22 protein-coding genes are annotated in these 17,424 nt (G+C 55.4%); 14 read left to right on the top strand and 8 right to left on the bottom strand.

Features of this window, described 5'->3' with window-relative positions; translation table 11 throughout:
* Window positions 1–22: 22 nt before the first annotated feature.
* Window positions 23–1,249 carry an ABC transporter substrate-binding protein gene (locus tag ERD84_RS00425; RefSeq protein WP_245150582.1) on the bottom strand — a complete coding sequence of 409 codons (1,227 nt, stop codon included), beginning with the start codon at window positions 1,247–1,249 and terminating at the stop codon, window positions 23–25.
* Between the two features lie 181 nt (window positions 1,250–1,430).
* On the opposite strand from ERD84_RS00425, the gene ERD84_RS00420 reads away from it, so the two are divergent.
* The 6 genes from ERD84_RS00420 to ERD84_RS00400 all read left to right on the top strand — a co-directional run bounded on the left by ERD84_RS00420 (window position 1,431) and on the right by ERD84_RS00400 (window position 5,534).
* Entirely contained in the window at window positions 1,431–2,366 is a 936-nt protein-coding gene (locus ERD84_RS00420; RefSeq protein ID WP_130037194.1) for a sulfurtransferase, read from the top strand.
* Window positions 2,367–2,387: 21 nt separating this feature from the next.
* A complete protein-coding gene (locus ERD84_RS00415; protein WP_130037192.1) occupies window positions 2,388–3,470 on the top strand; it encodes a YeeE/YedE thiosulfate transporter family protein in 1,083 nt (360 codons plus the stop codon).
* A gap of 13 nt (window positions 3,471–3,483) precedes the next feature.
* Window positions 3,484–3,645 carry a hypothetical protein gene (locus ERD84_RS15895; RefSeq protein ID WP_167667191.1) on the top strand — a complete coding sequence of 54 codons (162 nt, stop codon included), beginning with the start codon at window positions 3,484–3,486 and terminating at the stop codon, window positions 3,643–3,645.
* A gap of 314 nt (window positions 3,646–3,959) precedes the next feature.
* Window positions 3,960–4,328, top strand: a complete 369-nt coding sequence (locus ERD84_RS00410) for a DUF4148 domain-containing protein (protein ID WP_130037190.1) — start codon at window positions 3,960–3,962, stop codon at window positions 4,326–4,328.
* Window positions 4,329–4,470: 142 nt separating this feature from the next.
* Window positions 4,471–4,839 carry a DUF4148 domain-containing protein gene (locus tag ERD84_RS00405; RefSeq protein WP_130037188.1) on the top strand — a complete coding sequence of 123 codons (369 nt, stop codon included), beginning with the start codon at window positions 4,471–4,473 and terminating at the stop codon, window positions 4,837–4,839.
* 131 nt (window positions 4,840–4,970) lie between these two features.
* Window positions 4,971–5,534, top strand: coding sequence for a TetR/AcrR family transcriptional regulator (locus tag ERD84_RS00400; protein WP_130037186.1), 564 nt, complete (start codon window positions 4,971–4,973; stop codon window positions 5,532–5,534).
* A gap of 14 nt (window positions 5,535–5,548) precedes the next feature.
* On the opposite strand, the gene ERD84_RS00395 is transcribed toward ERD84_RS00400, so the two are convergent.
* From ERD84_RS00395 to ERD84_RS00385, 3 genes are all read right to left on the bottom strand, one after another.
* Window positions 5,549–6,112: a TetR/AcrR family transcriptional regulator gene (locus ERD84_RS00395; RefSeq protein WP_130037184.1), complete on the bottom strand. Its 564-nt coding sequence runs from the start codon at window positions 6,110–6,112 to the stop codon at window positions 5,549–5,551.
* Window positions 6,113–6,327: 215 nt separating this feature from the next.
* Window positions 6,328–6,771, bottom strand: a complete 444-nt coding sequence (locus tag ERD84_RS00390; protein WP_130037182.1) for an SRPBCC family protein — start codon at window positions 6,769–6,771, stop codon at window positions 6,328–6,330.
* Between the two features lie 44 nt (window positions 6,772–6,815).
* Window positions 6,816–7,961: a DJ-1/PfpI family protein gene (locus ERD84_RS00385; protein WP_130037180.1), complete on the bottom strand. Its 1,146-nt coding sequence runs from the start codon at window positions 7,959–7,961 to the stop codon at window positions 6,816–6,818.
* Window positions 7,962–8,056: 95 nt separating this feature from the next.
* On the opposite strand from ERD84_RS00385, the gene ERD84_RS00380 reads away from it, so the two are divergent.
* A complete protein-coding gene (locus tag ERD84_RS00380) occupies window positions 8,057–9,028 on the top strand; it encodes a GlxA family transcriptional regulator (protein WP_130037178.1) in 972 nt (323 codons plus the stop codon).
* Window positions 9,029–9,097: 69 nt separating this feature from the next.
* Here ERD84_RS00380 and ERD84_RS00375 read toward each other — a convergent pair whose 3' ends face one another.
* From ERD84_RS00375 to ERD84_RS00365, 3 genes are all read right to left on the bottom strand, one after another.
* Complete coding sequence (locus ERD84_RS00375) at window positions 9,098–9,508, bottom strand: MarR family winged helix-turn-helix transcriptional regulator (protein WP_130037176.1); 411 nt, start codon at window positions 9,506–9,508, stop codon at window positions 9,098–9,100.
* Between the two features lie 99 nt (window positions 9,509–9,607).
* Entirely contained in the window at window positions 9,608–9,997 is a 390-nt protein-coding gene (locus ERD84_RS00370) for a DMT family transporter (protein WP_130037174.1), read from the bottom strand.
* A gap of 54 nt (window positions 9,998–10,051) precedes the next feature.
* The gene (locus ERD84_RS00365; protein WP_130037172.1) at window positions 10,052–10,372 is read right to left on the bottom strand and encodes a DMT family transporter; all 321 of its coding nucleotides are present in this window, start codon (window positions 10,370–10,372) and stop codon (window positions 10,052–10,054) included.
* Between the two features lie 259 nt (window positions 10,373–10,631).
* On the opposite strand from ERD84_RS00365, the gene ERD84_RS00360 reads away from it, so the two are divergent.
* Together ERD84_RS00360 and ERD84_RS00355 are read left to right on the top strand one after the other, a co-directional pair.
* A complete protein-coding gene (locus ERD84_RS00360) occupies window positions 10,632–11,624 on the top strand; it encodes a diacylglycerol/lipid kinase family protein (RefSeq protein WP_130037170.1) in 993 nt (330 codons plus the stop codon).
* A complete protein-coding gene (locus tag ERD84_RS00355) occupies window positions 11,621–12,418 on the top strand; it encodes a metallophosphoesterase family protein (protein ID WP_130037168.1) in 798 nt (265 codons plus the stop codon). Before ERD84_RS00360 ends, ERD84_RS00355 begins: the two co-directional genes overlap by 4 nt.
* A gap of 35 nt (window positions 12,419–12,453) precedes the next feature.
* Here ERD84_RS00355 and ERD84_RS00350 read toward each other — a convergent pair whose 3' ends face one another.
* On the bottom strand, window positions 12,454–13,311 hold the full coding sequence (locus ERD84_RS00350) for a LysR family transcriptional regulator (RefSeq protein WP_130037166.1): 858 nt from the start codon (window positions 13,309–13,311) through the stop codon (window positions 12,454–12,456).
* 103 nt (window positions 13,312–13,414) lie between these two features.
* Here ERD84_RS00350 and bla point away from each other — a divergent pair, with 103 nt between their 5' ends.
* The 5 genes from bla (at window position 13,415) to ERD84_RS00325 (ending at window position 17,358) form a co-directional block, all read left to right on the top strand.
* Window positions 13,415–14,308: a class A beta-lactamase gene (bla, locus tag ERD84_RS00345; RefSeq protein ID WP_130037164.1), complete on the top strand. Its 894-nt coding sequence runs from the start codon at window positions 13,415–13,417 to the stop codon at window positions 14,306–14,308.
* A gap of 87 nt (window positions 14,309–14,395) precedes the next feature.
* The gene (locus ERD84_RS00340; protein WP_130037162.1) at window positions 14,396–14,824 is read left to right on the top strand and encodes a carboxymuconolactone decarboxylase family protein; all 429 of its coding nucleotides are present in this window, start codon (window positions 14,396–14,398) and stop codon (window positions 14,822–14,824) included.
* A 1-nt stretch (window position 14,825) separates the two neighbouring features.
* A complete protein-coding gene (gene sigJ, locus ERD84_RS00335) occupies window positions 14,826–15,704 on the top strand; it encodes an RNA polymerase sigma factor SigJ (RefSeq protein ID WP_130037160.1) in 879 nt (292 codons plus the stop codon).
* A 299-nt stretch (window positions 15,705–16,003) separates the two neighbouring features.
* Complete coding sequence (locus ERD84_RS00330; protein WP_130037158.1) at window positions 16,004–17,173, top strand: PepSY-associated TM helix domain-containing protein; 1,170 nt, start codon at window positions 16,004–16,006, stop codon at window positions 17,171–17,173.
* Window positions 17,173–17,358 (top strand): hypothetical protein, encoded by a 186-nt coding sequence (locus tag ERD84_RS00325; protein ID WP_130037156.1) that lies wholly within the window; start codon window positions 17,173–17,175, stop codon window positions 17,356–17,358. The genes ERD84_RS00330 and ERD84_RS00325 overlap by 1 nt, the downstream gene beginning before the upstream one ends.
* Window positions 17,359–17,424 lie beyond the last annotated feature (66 nt).

Below are 17,424 nucleotides of genomic sequence, written 5' to 3'. Positions count from 1 at the left end.
TGGAGCCGGGCCTATCTAATGGCTATGAGTTTTTGTCTTTGACCAAAGGGCATTGGCTTTCGGATAGAGGCCACACCAGGTCAGCGCCAGGTATGGTTGCCAGGATGTTGTAGTAGTCCCAAGGGCCTTTTGATTCGGAGGGCTTCTTGACCTGGGCGAGCAGCATATCGCGAACGACCAGGCCATCGTCCCGGATGTGGGCATTCTGGCTGAACGCATCATCGATGGGTAGCTCTCGCATTTTCGCCATGACGGCATCCGCGTCGTCTGTGCCTGCCGCTTCAACTGCTTTCAAATAATGCCGAACCGAACCGTATACGCCCGCCTGCAGGAAAGTGGGCGCCTTATGCAGTCGTTCTTGGAATTTCTTTGTAAAGGCACGTGTTCCAGCATTGAAATCCCAGTAAGCAGGTGTAGTGAGATAGGTACCTTGCGCTACGTCGAGCCCCAGGCTGTGCACATCAGTCAGCATGAACAGCATGGCCGCAATATTTTGCGAGCCTTGGCCAACGCCAAACTCGGCGGCCTGTTTGATGGCATTGATCGTGTCTCCTCCCGCGTTGGCTAATGCCAGAATGTCGGCGCGTGATGCTTGTGCAGACAGTATGAAGGAAGAAAAATCCGCCGTGCTCAATGGATGGTAAACCGTGTCTAATACCTTGCCGCCCTTGGCTGTGACGACCTTGGCCGTGTCTTTGGCCAACTGTTGGCCAAAAGCATAGTCACTGGCCAGAATGAACCAATTTTTCTTGCCCTGATCAACAACCGCGCTTGCAGTACCGCGCGCCAGCGCATAAGTGGTGTATGTCCACTGTACGCCGTAAGGAGAGCACTGCGCTTGGGTCAGAGCCGTCGTGCCGGGGCTGGAGAACATGACAATCTTTTTCTTTTCGCGGGCTATGTTCTGCACGGCGAGCGCAACTGAGGAATTGGGGATGTCTACGATGACATCGACGCTATCTACGTCGAACCAGGTGCGCGCCGTTGAAGCACCAATATCCGGGCGGTGCTGATGGTCGGCAAAAATAATCTCGATCGGCTGGCCAAGCGCTTTGCCACCGGCTTCTTCGATGGCAATCTTTGCAGCCTCTAGCGAGCCGGCGCCTGTTGCATCTGCTGTCACCCCTGACATATCAGTCAGAACACCGATTTTAATTCGCTTGTCTGTTGTTGCCTGGGCCGACGAGAGTGTGGGGAGTATCGCTAGGGTGGCTAACGAGACGGCCATCATAAGTTTTAGTGCTTGCATGCGTGGCCTCGGCTTTGTTTTGGCAGGGATCAAAGCATTATAAGTTGCGAGGCGGGTTGATGTACTGACTTGTGCCAATCTTTAATTCCAAACAGTTATAAAAAAACAACTAAACAGTCTGTTTGGTCATATGAAAATTTGAGAAAATAAACACATTCGTTTTTCTATTTTGGACTCCGACATGAAAACCCTCTTATCCATAGCGTCTGCCATTGCGGCGGTGGCCATCAGCGCTGCCAGTCAAGCGGCTCCATTGCTGACGCCTGCGGAACTCAACAGCGTTCGCAGCGACGCAACCGTGCGTATTATCGACATCCGGCCCGCTGACGCATACGGTAGCAGTCACATTCCCGGTGCCTTGAATGCGCCTTACGGTTCCTGGCGTGGCCCGGCCAATAATCCGGGCCAGTTGCCGCCGCTGGACAAGCTGACCGCATTGGTGCAAAGCCTGGGCCTGGACGAGGGGTCGCATGCGGTCGTTGTGTCGTCGGGTGCCAACTCCACTGATTTTGGTGCTTCGGCGCGCGTTTACTGGACCTTGAAGTACCTGGGTCTGACCAATCTGTCGATCTTGAATGGTGGTGTAAAAGCCTGGGCTGATGCAGATCTGCCGCAGAACAGCAGTGTAGCCACTGTGGCGACCAGCCAATACAAGCCCGTATTGAACGAATCCATTATCGCAACCACCGAACAGGTCAAGGCACAGGTTGATAATCCGAAGACTCTTTTGGTCGATGCGCGTCCGGCCAATTTCTTCCGTGGCGAAACTAAGGCGCCAACCGCCAGCGTCCCCGGTACGATACAAAATGCCGTCAATCTGGAAAACGACAAGTGGTTCAAGCCAGGTACGTCCATATTTGTCTCAACTGAAGAGGCCAAGCAGATTGCCGCACGCGAACTCAACAAACCGGTAGACGAGACGATTTCATTCTGCAACACTGGGCACTGGGCGGCCACGGACTGGTTTGCTTTGTCTGAAATTGTTGGCCAGGAAAACGTCAAGCTGTATCCTGCTTCTCTGGCAGAATGGACTCAATCTCCGGCAGGTCTGCCCATGGACAACGTGCCTGGGCGCGGACAGCAGCTTCTTAACCGTCTCAAAGGCCTCGTAGGTTAATCAATTTTCGGATCCGTTCCTATGAAACGCCTCCCGCTTGCGGCCGTGATGGCCGCATTTTTTGTTTTCCTGGTCTGGTTCGTCTCCGTACGCCAGGCTGTTTTATTTCTGATTGGTATAGGCATGGGCAGCGTGCTGGCCGGCGCCCGATTCGGGTTTACGACCGGTTGGCGCCGGCTGATTGAGCAGCGGGATCCCAGCGGTGTACTGGCGCAGTTGTTCTTGCTGGCCTTGGCGGCAGCAGTGTCCATACCTTTGTTGGCTGCATTTCCCACTGACCTGGCTGCTGCCCTCGGGCCGCCAAGCATCAGTCTGCTTGTAGGGGCCTTTGTGTTCGGGGCGGCCATGCAGGTTGCCGACGGCTGCGGTTCGGGTACCTTGTATAAGGCCGGCATGGGTACGCCCTTGAACATGGCCATTCTGCCTGTTTTCGCCCTTGGTAGTTTCCTGGGCTCAGCACAGCTTGATCAATGGCTGCAGTTGGGAGCGGTCAAGCCGGTGGGGCTGGTTGCAGAGTATGGCCCGTTGCAGGCCCTCTTGCTGACACTGGGTGGGCTGGCCGTCCTGGGCGTTGCCGCGGTGCTCTGGTCCGGAAAATCGGCACGCTGGTTCGACCGCAAGCTACTCATAGGCGCGGTTTTACTGGCAGTGCTTGCTGTGCTGAATTTGGTGGTGGCTGGTCAGCCGTGGGGCGTGGTGTATGGCTTTGGACTGTGGTTCGGCAAAATCGCCACTGTGGCGGGTGTCTTTGATCCTGCCACCAACCCTTTTTGGAGCCAGCCCGTCAATATGGCCAATCTGTCGCAATCGGTGTTCATGGACGTAACGTCCATCACCAATATCGGCATATTGGCCGGGGCGCTGTATATTGCCGCGCGCAAGTCCTCATCCAAGCCATCCAAGCCGCTTACCGGCACTCAGTGGGTTGTCGGGATCGTAGCCGGCTTCTTGCTGGGCTACAGTTCGCGACTGGCTTTCGGCTGCAATATTGGGGCTATGGTCAGTGGTATTTCGACCGGCAGCCTACACGGTTGGATTTGGGTCCCGATGGCCTTCCTGGGGTCGCTGATTGGTGTGCGCGTTCGCCGCCATTTTCAGTTCTGAGGTCGGAGGCAATATGAAGAAATCGATATTGTTCGCCGCTTTCTGGCTGGCGCTGATCGGCTTTTTTGCATGGGATTGGGTGGTTTCCGATCCCATCAATGTGCATATGGAGCCGCCACTAATCGCAGCGGGTTCTGGCCAAGCGCCTACGGGGGGGCACTGCGCAACATTTTGATTGTTGCTGTGGCGGAGATGCCATTTTGTTGCCTCCGCCACAGCAAGTGGATAGATATACATGCGCAGAATCCGCCCAGTCATAATGCATGAGCCGCCCGGCAGCAGGCCAAGCATACACCCAAGGATACAAATAAATACAAATATAATTTTGACAATTCTATCTATAGGTAGGTAGAATACGTTTCATGGATGGCGAACAAACAATACGTTCTTCACCTCCGCGCTGAAAAGCGCGTTTTTATGAATTTGATTATCTATCTATTAGTAGATACCTGAAAATCTTTACTCACTTTTAACTTATTAGGCCCCATCATGAAAACTCTTGCTTCCCTATTATTGATCTCCGCTTCCCTGATCGGCACTACTGCCTACGCTCAAGACACCCAGACAAACTCGACAACCCGTGCTCAAGTCGTGGCCGAACTACAAGCTGCGAGAGCCGCCGGACAATTGAGCGTTGGCGAACTCGACTATCCGATAGCCATCAACCAGACCAGTTCGCTGAGCCGGGCACAGGTTGTGGCTGAGCTGGCTGCAGCAAAGGCTGCTGGGCAATTGAGTGTCGGCGAGCTTGACTATCCGATTGCTAGCAGCCACCCCAGCACAGTAACTCGCGCCGAAGTCGTGGCTGAGTTGTATGCGGCCAAGGCAGCCGGTCAATTGGTGGAACCAGAGGCTTAAGCCGCGAACAGGTTCGTGACGAAGCTATCACTGCCCACCTCAACACGTAGTACTTAATCCGCTTTTTATTTTCTATATAAATCTATCTATTGGTAGATACCTAAAAATCTTTACTCACTTTTAACTTTTATTAGGCCCCATCATGAAAACTCTTGCCTCTCTATTATTGATTTCCGCTTCCTTGATCGGCACTACTGCCTACGCTCAAGACGCACAGACGAATTCCCTGACCCGCGCTCAAGTCGTGGCTGAACTGCAAGCTGCTAAAGCTGCCGGACAATTAAGTGTTGGCGAGCTCGACTATCCGATAGCCATCAGCCAGACCCGTTCGCTCAGCCGTGAACAGGTTGTGGCCGAGCTGGCCGCAGCCAAGGCTGCTGGGCAACTGAGTGTCGGCGAGCTTGACTATCCGATTGCTAGCAGCCACCCCAGCACAGTAACTCGCGCCGAAGTCGTGGCTGAGCTGTATGCGGCCAAGGCTGCCGGACAATTGTCAGAGCCAGAAGCATGACTGCCACATCGTGCGGCTAAGGACAACGTATGTTTCACTTTGCGGCTCCGTCCGGCTTCGGCCCGGCGGTCCGCTTGGTTTTTTTCAATACGAACTCTTGAACCTCGTCGACTACCAGGTAGCGTTTTATTATGAACACCGAAACCACTCGTACACAGATCATGCAACACGCCCAGCGTCTGGTCCAGGAGCGTGGCTACAACGGCTTCAGCTACCGCGACCTGGCTACGCTGATCGGCATCAAGACCTCCAGCATTCACTATTACTTCCCACAGAAAGAAGATTTACTGCTGGCAATCGTGCAGCAATATCATGCACGCTGGCTGGCCGCCATACAAGCTATTGATACCGGGCTAAGCGCCGACGTCAAGTTGCGTGCCTATGTAGATATGCACAGACAGGCTTTCTGTAACACCGAACGTATCTGCTTGGCTGCCGCACTAGCGGCTGATCTGGCATCGTTGCCCGCAGACATACGAAAAATGCTGCAAGGGTTTTATGGCGCCAATGAAGATTGGCTGGCCCAAGTACTGGAGCAAGGCGTCCGAGAGGGTAGCCTGGATATGCCCGGTGATGTGCGCATTGCAGCGCGCTCTATGTTTGCAGCGCTGCAAGGTAGCTTGGCCACCGCGCGCCTGTTCAATGACAGTGAGCGCATGAACGACTTGCTGCAGGCTGCGCTCAGCCGACAGTAGCGTGTCGACACGCCTTAAATCGGGCCAGGCGACGCTTTCATCGAAGCCACAACGTCTTGTATACGGTCCGATGTCTGAAACAGACGGGAGCTCATCAAGGCCCCCTGAAATGCCGAGAACAGGTAGCGCCCTGCCGCTGCGGGGTCTTCGGACCGCGCCAAAGTACCATCGCGTTGGCCATCTGCAACGACTTTGCTCAGCCAGGATTCGTGCGTACGGTAGAACGATTGCACAGCCTGGCGCGCTCGGTCAGTTAAGGATGAGAAGTCGGCGGCCAGCATGCCGCACAGACAAATCTGATCGGTGGGCGAACCATGGAGCAGCCCAGCATAGCGATTCAAGCGCTCGCAGGCAGGCAGCGTTTGGTCGATCCCTTGTAACTTACTGGCTGTCTGCTCGGCGTAGTTGTCGATTGCTTCAGCGAGCAGGTCGTCTTTAGAAGGGAAATAATAATGAATACTGGATGTCTTGATCCCTACTTGGTCAGCCAGATCCCGGTAACTGAAGCCGTTGTAGCCTCGTTGCCTGATAAGAGTTTGGGCATGCGCCAAAAGTTGTTCGCGGGTGGTGGTACTCATGGCTTGATTGTTACCTACTAGTAGGTTGATAGTCAAGATAGAGACATCACGTATGGCAGCGGATGTCTCCCGAGTACCTTTGCGTCAACGCTCGTCGCGATCCCGATAATCGACCGGCACGAAAGTGATCCTGGGGTCTGGGAACTGCACCGCTATGCGTACATTCTGGATGTTTTATCGCTGGTATTTGCCTCCATGCCTTGATTCAGTCAAGGCTACTCGTTGATGTCCGGCTCGACGAGCTTGGCGAGCTTGAAGAGCGAATCCTGCCAGCCGAGGTAGCAGGCCTCGGCCGGGATGACATCAGGCACACCTTGCTGCTCGATGTGTAGCTCGGTGCCAACTGATACCGCCGTCAGGGTCACCGCGACCCGCATCTCACCGGGCAGGTTCGGGTCATCGAAGCTGTCGGTATAGACGATGCGCTCGCCGGGCACGAGCTCCAGATAAGTACCGCCGAAGGCGTCGCTTTTGCCTGTCGTAAAGTTCCGGAACGACATCCGGTGGCGGCCTCCGATTTTTGCATCCAGCTCATGAACAGTGCAGAGAAAACCAAAAGGCGGTAGCCAACTTGCGACGGCATCCGGCTCGAGGAAGGCGCGGTAGAGTTTGTCGGGCTTGGTAGCGATGACGCGGTGCAGGCGAATGGTGCTGGACATGGATGTCTCCTTGGTGCAGGGGGTAAAAAACAGCGCTTGGTTGCTTATGGTTCCTGTAAGTGGAAGTCGGGATATTCAAGCTGCATGGCGACGACATCAGCGGTGCGCTCTCCGTAGCGTGTCGCAATGCCCGACAAGGTCCGGTCCAATGCGTTGGCGGGTTTGAGTTCCAGCGCTAAAGCGGGACGCTTGTGCTGCGTGGCAGTGCGCTGATCTGGAACGATGCGGATCCCATAGCGGCTTTTGATGGCGGTGTCGGCGTTAGAGAAGGTAATGGCTTTCGACTGATAGGTGCGCGACCAGGCATCGGCCACCAGTGCAAGTGACACGGCGTCGATGCCAGGGTGCAGGGCGATATCGATCTGCTCATGGCGCCAGAAGGCTACGGTGTTGCTGAGCACAGTTGTCGCGAACGGGCGTGTGAATCGGAAAGCGTCGCTTGCATGACGTGCGTTCCATGGCGCCATGCCCAAATCGTGTGCCACTGCTGTCGCCTTTTGCGGTCCGCTGATGGCTTCGATCAGGCCCAGCATCATGGGCATCGATGCCGTGACGCCAGTGGTGGTAGCAACTCGGTGGTCCACCACCATGCGCCGGTTCGGTACATAGGTAATCGAAGGGTGCCTTTTCAGCATCTCCTGGCGGTAGTACCAGTGCGTCGTGGCGCGCTTGCCGTCCAGCAGTCCAGCAGCCGCAACGACCTTGGCCCCGGCGCAGACGCCAATGATGAGTGCACCTTTGTCTGCCTGCGCACGCAGCCACGCCAGGACGGTTGGGTTGTTGTCGCGGCCCATGGCAGGCACGATGACATAGTCGGCTCCGTCGGGGTAACGCCTATCGAATTCAGCCACGGTCTGGTCCGCAAGCACGGTCAGTGCCGGGTATAACTGTACAGGCCCGGCTTCGGTGGCAAGCAAGAGCACGTCGGCTACATCGGCGCGGCGCAAGATCCCAGTGGTCAAGAGATAATCGGTAGTTTCGGTGGCCTCATTAAGGCCCACTACCGCAACCAACGGCCGTGTCTGCTTTGGTGGTCTCAGGGCGGCCAGCATGGCCTGTGTTTCTGCCTTGGGGACAGCTTGCGCCTGTGCCGTGACGGGTATGGGCAGGCTACGCAGCCAAAGACCGAACCCGGCCAGCAATAATGCCTGCACGGTCAATACAAACCACAGGACATGACGGATAGACACGGCTCGACTCCACACGACGAGGGAAACGCTTCATGGTGATCAGCTTACTCTTGTACGTGTTGTCAGGCATGCCAAAAATATGTAAATTTCTGCCAATGCGCCGTATTGTCTTTATCGTCTATCCGGAATTCGAACTGCTCGACATGTCCGGGCCCGTCGCAGTCTTTAACGGAGCCAACCGGGCGCTGGCAGCGCACGGGGAGCCGTTGTGCTACAGCGTCGAACTGGCTTCGGCCGCTGGTGGCCCGGTTGCCAGCAGCAGTGGGGTGGTCGTTCATACGCGTAGTCTTGACGACGCAGCGGTCCAGGCCGTCGACACTTTGCTGGTGGTGGGAGCCGAGCGCGAGCCTTTGCTGCAAACAATGGAAGATCCCATCCTGCGTAAGACGCTGCCAGCCCTGGCTCACCAGGCCAAGCGTCTGGGCTCGATCTGTACCGGGGCCTTTATTCTGGCTGGGCTAGGTTTGCTCGACGGCCATCGTGTCGCTACGCATTGGGACGGCTGTGCGCCGCTTGCGCAGGCCTTCCCCGCGCTGAATGTCGATGCCGAGGCGCTGTATGTGGAAGATGGCCGCTACTGGACTTCTGCTGGCGTGACCACCGGCATCGATATGGCACTGGCCATGGTGGCCTACGATCTGAGTGCGGCGATCGTTGGTGAGGTGGCCAAGCGGCTGGTGCTCTATGCTCGTCGTCCTGGCCATCAATCTCAGTTCAGCTCGTTGCTGCAAGCACAGACGAAAGCGGACAGCCCCTTTGCCGATCTTATCGCATGGATCCAGGCTCATCTGGACGCACCATTGGATGTGACGGTCTTGTCGGAGCACGCCGGCCTGTCGGCACGCACATTTCACAGGAAGTTTGTGGCAGCAACAGGTGCAACACCAGCCCGTTTCGTTGAGACGGCGAGGCTGGACGCAGCCCGCCTGCTGCTGACACGCGGGGTGCCGCTTAAATCGGTTGCTGCGCGAGTGGGCTTGTTCCCGGCGGCTAGATTGAACAATGTTTTTGAACGTCGCTTCGGTATCTCGCCGCGTTTGTTCCGCGACATGCATGCGAGCCTTTGACAGTTTTTGTGCGGGCGGCAGCAATGGAAATCAGTTGGATGCCGTCTGTACGTTTTTGGAGGGTATCGCCTATTTAGTACTAACGAGTTTCACTGCCAGCAGTTTCTCGCAGCTATATTCCTTGATGGCAGCATCCAGAGCCTTTTCGTAGTCGATTTTCGCACTTTCCAGACGCGCTCGTCCCTTGTCGGTAAGCACTGTATATACGCCACGTTTGTCGTCGGGGCAGAGGTCGCGCAGGGTAAACCCACCGCGCTCCAGACGCTCGACCATTCGTGAGACCGAACTTTGATTCAGATGCAGATGCGAGGCAAGTTCTTGCATGCGCAGTTCGGAATCCGGTGAGCGTGCCAATATTTCGAGGGCGCGATACTCAGAGAGGCCAAGCCCATGTTGTGCTTGTAGAAGCTTCCCAAGTTCGGTTTCGACATTGGCGATGACCTGAATCAGTTTGAGCCATGAATCGCTTTTCCTGGACATTGAGGACTTGTACTCCTGTTGATCGACTAGCAGAACATCTTATCAGATGTATGTCCATGCAAAGTCAGAATGCAAGACCCTGGTGTCCATCACTCCCATTTACGAGGAAATGATGCTTTTCTCGGCCTGGAGCTTGGTACTGTCAGCGAGCTTCAGCCAGACGACACCAGCGATAATGACCGCCAGCCAAAATACTTGTATGCCAGTGAGAGCCTGATCGAGCAGGATACTGCCGAAGGCCGCCGCACCGACTGCGCCGATACCGGCCCAGACCGCGTACGCTATCCCAACGTCAATCGTTCGGAGGGCTGCACTGAGAAAATATAGTGTGAGCAGAAAGAAAACGACAGCAGCGATCGACCAGCTCGGCACTGTAAAGGCCCGGCTGCTTCCTACGCTGAGCGCATACCCAATTTCAAAGGCTCCGGCCAAGAGCAACATGCCCCATGCATGCCGGCCACTAAGGCTTGTTTGTTTTCTTGTAGTCATATCCTGTTCCTTTCAGGTTAAGCAAAGTTAAATAAATCAGTACGCATGAAGACTTCATGCGACGCTGCTGAGTTGCAGGCCGACGACACCACCAATGACGAGAAGAATTCCGAGGGCCTTCTTCCAGTTCAGCCGCTGCCCAAAGAACAAAGCACCCAGGACGACAATCCCGACGCCAGCGACCGATGTCCAGATGGCGTAGCCAATGCCGACATCGAAGGTAAGTAGCGCAAGGCTAAGAAAATAGGTGGCTATGACGCCGCTGACGAGTGTGGCGATGGTCCACCCGAGCCGGGTGAATCCTTTTGCATTTCCTGCGGAGAGGGCGACCGCTATCTCAAAAATCACGGCAATTCCAAGGTATAGCCAGCTCATAATGGTTCCTTTTTTGGGTAGTTGGATGGACTGTGCACAAACAGGTTGTGGTGCGGACTGAGATCACCTTGTTATATAAGTGCATGTGCATGCATATTAAATAAGAATATTTTTGATGTCAATCTAATTGCATGCATATGCAATTAGTTGCTGGCCGTTCATGCAGGCTGTGCTGCTGGAAAGCGGGTGATCGGCCTCGCCTCAATACGTTAAAATCCAGGATATCACCGAGATGCAGGGAGTTCGTTTGATCACTCATATGTCCAGCAATCCCCCCTTGTTTTTCGTTCTTAACGGCACTTCGGGCGGCAATGATTCAAGTACAACCCGTCAGGCCATCGAATCCGCCATGCAAGTGGTCGGGCGCACATTTCGCTTGTTTGTTATTGGTGAACCCAATGATCTGGCTACAACCGTACAAGAAGCGGTCGATACGGCGCTTGCAAAAAATGGCATTGTGGTGGCTGTCGGAGGAGACGGAACCATCAATGCGGTGGCTGGTGTGGCCTTGGCAAGTGACTGTGTGTTCGGGGCGATTCCGCAGGGCACCTTTAATTATTTTGGGCGTACACATGGCATCCCTGAAGAAATCACGGGTGCACTCGATGATTTGTTGCAAGGCGAGCCAACTCCTGTGCAGGTTGGCTTAGTCAACGACAAGGTGTTTCTTGTCAATGCCAGTGTTGGTTTGTATCCCGACCTGCTCGAAGATCGTGAAGCATTCAAACAGCGTTATGGCAGAAGCCGCCTTGTTGCGATGTGGTCTGCGTTGGTTACGGCCTTGAGTAATAATCGTTATCTGAATTTAGAGGTGGACACTGAGGGTGAACGTGCCCACCTTCGGGTAACGACGCTCTTCATCGGCAACAATCGTCTTCAACTCGAGCAGGTCGGCATGCGGGAAGCTGAAGTACTCGAGCAAGGAAAACTCGCGGCGATTGCGGTGAATCACGTTGGGACACTATCCATGTTGTGGCTGGCTGTGCGCGGTGCCTTGGGGCGCCTGGGTGATGCAGATAATGTCACAGGGTTCAGCTTTGGCAGCCTGGTCGTGGCGCCATCTGGCTTGTTGCGCAGGCAGCGCAGTGCGAGCCAGGCTGGGCCAGTAAAGGGCGAAGGCCGCCATAGCAAACGCCGTATCAAGGTGGCTGCAGATGGAGAAATCATGTGGCTGCAAACGCCCCTCCAGTTTCGCGTAGCGCCCAAACCTTTATTGCTCATTAAACGCCACCCGGATGCAGACGCTGCATGAACGTAGCGTTACACATCTCCGACACCCATTTCGGCACCGAAAGACCTAAGGTCGTGCGTGCCCTGGAACGGCTTTCGCTTGCACAAAAGCCTGATGTGGTAATTTTTTCGGGCGACATCACGCAACGGGCGCGGGCTGCTGAGTTCTTTGCTGCTACGTCTTTTCTGGATCGCTTGGCCATTCCGTCCAGGCTAGTCATAGCGGGGAATCATGATGTGCCGTTGTTTGATATCGTTTCCCGCCTGCTCTGGCCATACGCTCGCTACAAGCGCGCCTTTGGGCCGGAGCTTGAACCGGTTCTCGACACGCCTTCCATTCTGGTGATTGGGGTGCGGACCACGCGTCGTTATCGTCATATCGAAGGTGAGGTATCCGCCCGTCAGATTGATCGAGTGGCCCGACGCTTGCAACAAGCGGGGCACAATCAGCTGCGTGTTGTAGTGACGCATCAACCTGTCTATGTGCAGCACGATGCCGATAAAGGGCAATTGCTGCGAGGTCATCAACAGGCCATCCGCAGCTGGGCAGAAGCGGGGGCCGATTTGATATTAGGTGGCCATATCCATCGACCGTTCATGAGTGGGCTCCATCACATCGACGCATCTTTGCCGCACCCAGTTTGGGCCGTTCAGGCCGGCACAGCCGTGTCGTCCCGGATTCGTCATGACTCCAATAACTCAATCAATCTCATTCGTTATGCTTTCGATGGCAGTACACGTCGTTGTGTAATCGAACGCTGGGATTATGACGAAGCCGGTGATGCATTCACGATGGTGGCAAGCGAGGCGACATGAAGTTTGTGGAGTGAGGGCGTGCTGCGCTGGAAAACTCAAGTCGACTGTCTTAGTATCCAAGAGCTGAACGCCAGCATGGCTTCATCTTCACGGCGGCTGGCGATACGTGTCAGCCAGTACCGCCCCATGTCGACTTCCAATGCAAACGGCCGACATAGCCGTCCGGACAGAAGTTCGCGCTCGAAGAGGCGCACTGGCAGTAGGGCGACCCCCGCACCTTGAGCAACTGCATCAGCCAGCACCATTGACGAGTCGAACATAGAGCCTGTGAGTACAGGCGGCTCTAGTTCCGCAGCCTTGAACCAGGCGGGCCATTCGTCTGGCCGATACGAGCGCAAGAGCGGCTCAAACAAGGTGTCTCGCGGCGTACGCAGCCGGCGAGCGGCAGTGGGTGAGCACACTAAAGAGAGGGGTGCGGACAGCAGTGGGCGGGCGTCTACTCCATGCCAATTTCCATCGCCAAAACGGATGGCGAAGTCCAGGCCTTCGGCAGCCAGGTCAACGCGATTGTTATTGGAGGACAGGCGGAGCTCGATGTGTGGATGCTGTGCCTGGAAGTCGTGTATACGCGGCAGCAACCAACCCACCGCAAAAGTACCGACAACGCCAACTGAAAGGACTTGCTTGGGCACAGTGCCACGATAGCCGGCTAGCGCCGTCTCGATTCGGTTGAACGATTCAGACAGCACGGGTAGCAGCGCCACTCCCTCGTCCGTCAGCACGAGGCCGCGCGGTACACGGCGGAACAACGAAACACCCAGACGAGACTCCAGGTTCTTGACGTGCTGGCTGACGGCCGACTGAGTCAAATTGAGTTCATCAGCAGCGCGCGTAAAACTTAAGTGCCGCGCAGATACCTGAAACGCTCTCAGTGCATTTAATGGAAGATCCATGTCATGTATAAGTTTTTCTATTGACAAGCCAAAATTATTCCCGTTTGTGCATGGTCTTGTCCAGCCGCTAGTATGCAGGGAGTTTCCATAGGAGAAAATATTAATGGATAGAAGAAAATTCATGACAAGCTGCGTAGCTGCAACAACACTACCCGCATTGGCAATAGGGCAGACAAATAAGAAATATCGATGGACCTCGGTAGACTTGACTGCCTTGAACCAAGCGCTGGTCGAGCTGGAGCGGACCAGCCGAGGACGTATTGGGGTCGGCCTGCTCGATACAGCAAGCGGACAAGTAACGAGCTATCGAGGTGATGAACGGTTTCTGATGCTGAGCACATTCAAGACCTTGGCCGCGGCTTATATTTTGGCGCGGTCCGATCAGGGTGTCGATAAACTGACCAGACGCATGTCGATTACTGACGCAGATATCCTGGAGTACGCTCCGGTTACGCGACGCCACATAGGACCGCAGGGCATGACCTTGGCCGAGCTGTGTCACGCCACCATTACTACCAGCGACAACACGGCTGCCAATTTAATGCACCGAAGCTATGGCGGACCTCAGGCGTTGACCCAGTTCATCCGTAGTCTGGGGGATACTGTTACGCGGCATGACCGCTATGAGCCAGAGCTTAATAAGCCGAATGCGAGCGAACCGATGGATACGACCAGCCCGAATGCCATGACCAGCACGCTTAACACGCTGCTGTTTGGTACAGCCCTAAAGCCAGAATCGCGGCAGCTGCTTCAGTCGTGGCTCAAGGCAAACACCACGGGTGATAGACGATTGCGGGCGGGTATTCCACCCAATTGGATAGTCGGAGAAAAAACAGGCACTGCCTCGATTGGCGCCAACGATGCAGGTTTCGTCCAAGCGCCTGGCGGGGCGGCTGTTATTGCGTCTGTTTATCTGGAAACGGATGCCATTGCGGGACCAGAGCGTGATCAGATTATTGCCACAGTAGGGAAACGGGTGGCTGATTTGATGCGGTAGAGGTGTAAATTGATACCTGGGTACGTCACAAACAGGCAGCCCCAATCGTCATATAGATGAACTCACTACATGTCGAAAGGGAAATTCATGTCAATCAACCCCATCAATCACTACAAAATTGTTCCTGACGTTTTTACTGCCCTGCAAAACGTTCACAGAGCCATCAATATCCATGGCCTTGACCGAACGCTGCATCATTTGGTTCAGTTACGTGCTTCGCAGATCAACGCTTGTGGTTATTGTGTGAAAATGCATACCAGAGAGGCGCGTGAAGACGGCGAAACAAACGATCGCCTGGATCGCCTTGTTGTATGGCGTCAGGTGGACGACTTTACCCCGCGCGAACGTGCCGCATTGGCGTGGACGGAAGCATTGACCTACCTGGACCGGAATGTGGACTACGCGACATTACGGGGCGCGTTGCAGGAGCACTTCAGCGATGAAGAGGTCAGCGCGCTGACCTTCACCGTGGCGATGATCAACTTATGGAATCGTATTCAAATTTCTACGCACTGACATGACTGCTGCAAGCTACACAAGCGTGTTTGAGGCCCGGCGAAAATTTCTTGTCGGTCTCGCCTACCGTATTCTGGGCTCGGTGGCCGAAGCGGAAGATGCCGTGCATGACACTTATATTAAGTGGAGTGAGGCGGATCATGGCCAGATCGAAAATCCGGCGGCGTGGTTGACCACGACTTGCACACGCCATTGCGTAGATTTGTTGCGCGCTGCTCAGAAAACGCGCATGGTCTATGTGGGGGCATGGTTACCCGAGCCCATTCATGCACTGACCGATGAGACGCCGGAAAGTGCTCTGGAGATGTCATCATCGCTATCCATGGCTTTCCTGCTTTTGCTGGAGCGCCTTGCTCCGAAGGAGCGCGCTGCGTACCTGTTGCATGATATTTTCGACTTGTCTTACGCCGACATCGCCCATGCGCTGTCGGTGCAGGAAGCGACTTGTCGAAAACTTGTGTCCCGAGCAAGGACCAACATCGGCCGTACACAAGTGCTTAATGTTGTGCCTATGGAGCGACAGGAGGCGCTGCTCACGGCTTTCCAGTTGGCCATTACCACAGGCGACATCCATCAGCTTACTGAGTTGATGTCGGAGGATGTTGAGTTGAGGGCTGACGGAGGAGGCAAAGTCCAAACGCTACCTGTACCACTTACAGGTAAGAAGAAAGTGCTCGATTTCATCGCTTGCAAGCTGGGTGTTTACTGGAAGGGTCTGGAATGGAAAGCGCTGGACATCAATGGCATGCGAGGGGCGCTTCTTTTGCAAGAGGGCCGTATTTTCGCAACGGTCAGCTTTGCCTGCAATGCGGAGAACCGTCTTACTGGTGTCTTTATCGTGCGCAACCCCGATAAACTGGCTCGTCTTGTCTTTGCGTGACCTGCTGCTGGCCCAATCAAACCTCTTATGCCGGGTTGCAACTGTCTACATGCGCCGCGTTGAAATGAGTCACATTGGTGGATAGCAGCTAGCAGTCGCTAGCGCTGATCCCCGACCTTGTGCCTGCGTACCCCTGCCCGCCGCATTTGTTTAGCCCCCTCGTCCAACTTTTCATTGACACTCCAAAAGAGTGTAAATAAAATGCGAACGATTCTCATTTTAATAAGCAGTGCGAAGAATATGACAACGCAAAAGCTTTTGGGCTGGGGCAGCGCCTCTGATGACACGGGGCGTAAGACATGACGGCCGCCGCGTCACTCAAGTCCTGGTACTGGATCCACAAGTGGTCTAGCCTGGTCTGCACACTCTTTTTGCTGGTGATCTGTATCACCGGGCTCCCGCTGGTCTTCCATGAAGAACTCGAGCACTTGCTGGATGACGGCAAACCCTATGCTGTTGTGGCAGAAGGCACGCCGCGCAGCACGCTGGACAGCATTGTTCAGAGCGCTCGCCAGCAATATCCCGGTGAAGCCGTGCAATACGTGTACATGGATGACCATGAGCCGACGGTGTATGTCGGGATGGCCGAATCCTATGCGTCCGATCCGAAGCAGCACCATTACATGCGCTTTGACGCACATACCGGCGAGCTGCTGAAGGATGGCGATACGCTGGCGGCGGAGCAGTTCACCTTCATGGGTTTGATGCTGGCACTGCACGTGGACATGTTCGCCGGCCTGCCAGGACAGCTGTTCCTGGGCCTGATGGGTCTGCTGTTCGTCGTCGCCATCGTTTCCGGCGTGGTGCTGTATGGCCCCTTCATGAAGAAGCTGTCCTTCGGCACGGTGCGCAAGCAGCGCTCGACGCGGCTAAAGTGGTTGGACCTGCACAACTTGCTGGGCGCCGTCACGCTGGTGTGGGCGACCGTGGTCGGCGTAACGGGTGTCATCAACGAGCTGGCCGTGCCGCTGTATGGGTTATGGCAATCCACCGAAGTGGCCGAGCTGATTGCCTCGTACAAGCATGACGCTCCACTGTTAAAACATACCTCGATGGATGCCGCGGTCACCGCAGCGGCATCTGCGGTACCGGGCAATGAAGTGGTCAGTATCAGTTACCCGGGCAACCTTTATGCGACCCCGCATCACTACGTGATCTGGACTAAAGGCAACACCCCCCTGACCGGTCACCTGTTTACTCCCGTACTGGTGGATGCCGGAACCGGCGCAGTGACGGCCGTAGCGCATCCGCCCTGGTATTTGAATCTGCTGGAATTGTCGCGACCGCTGCACTTTGGCGACTACGGCGGCATGCCCTTGAAGGTGATCTGGGTGCTGCTTGATCTGTTGACGATCATCGTGCTGGTCAGTGGCCTGTATCTGTGGTTTGCGCGCCGCAAGGCAAATGACGCCCGTATCGCCCTCATGGTGCGGGACATCTCGGCCGCCCCGGCCCCGGCGAGGGTCTGATGGCAGCAAAACAAAATACTGCCCTGAGACGGGTGTGGGGCGCTCCCGTGCTGCTGGGGGTGCTGACCTGTTTCGGCTTGCTGGCCGCCCTGTTGGGTGTGGGCGTCTGGCATTGGCTCGCCTGGACCGCGCTTGCGGCACCGGTTGCGGCCGGAGTCTGGTTCTGGATGTGGCCGCGACGATAAGGCCACGCAATCCGGCGCCACAAAAAAGCCGATTGAGTTCAACGATAAAACAGGAAGAGGAACACT

Origin of the sequence: Pollutimonas harenae, from assembly GCF_004153685.1 — a bacterium.
Taxonomy (GTDB): domain Bacteria; phylum Pseudomonadota; class Gammaproteobacteria; order Burkholderiales; family Burkholderiaceae_B; genus Pusillimonas_C; species Pusillimonas_C harenae.
Note: the sequence above shows the minus strand (reverse complement) of the source record. Positions and strands in the feature narration are given on the sequence as shown.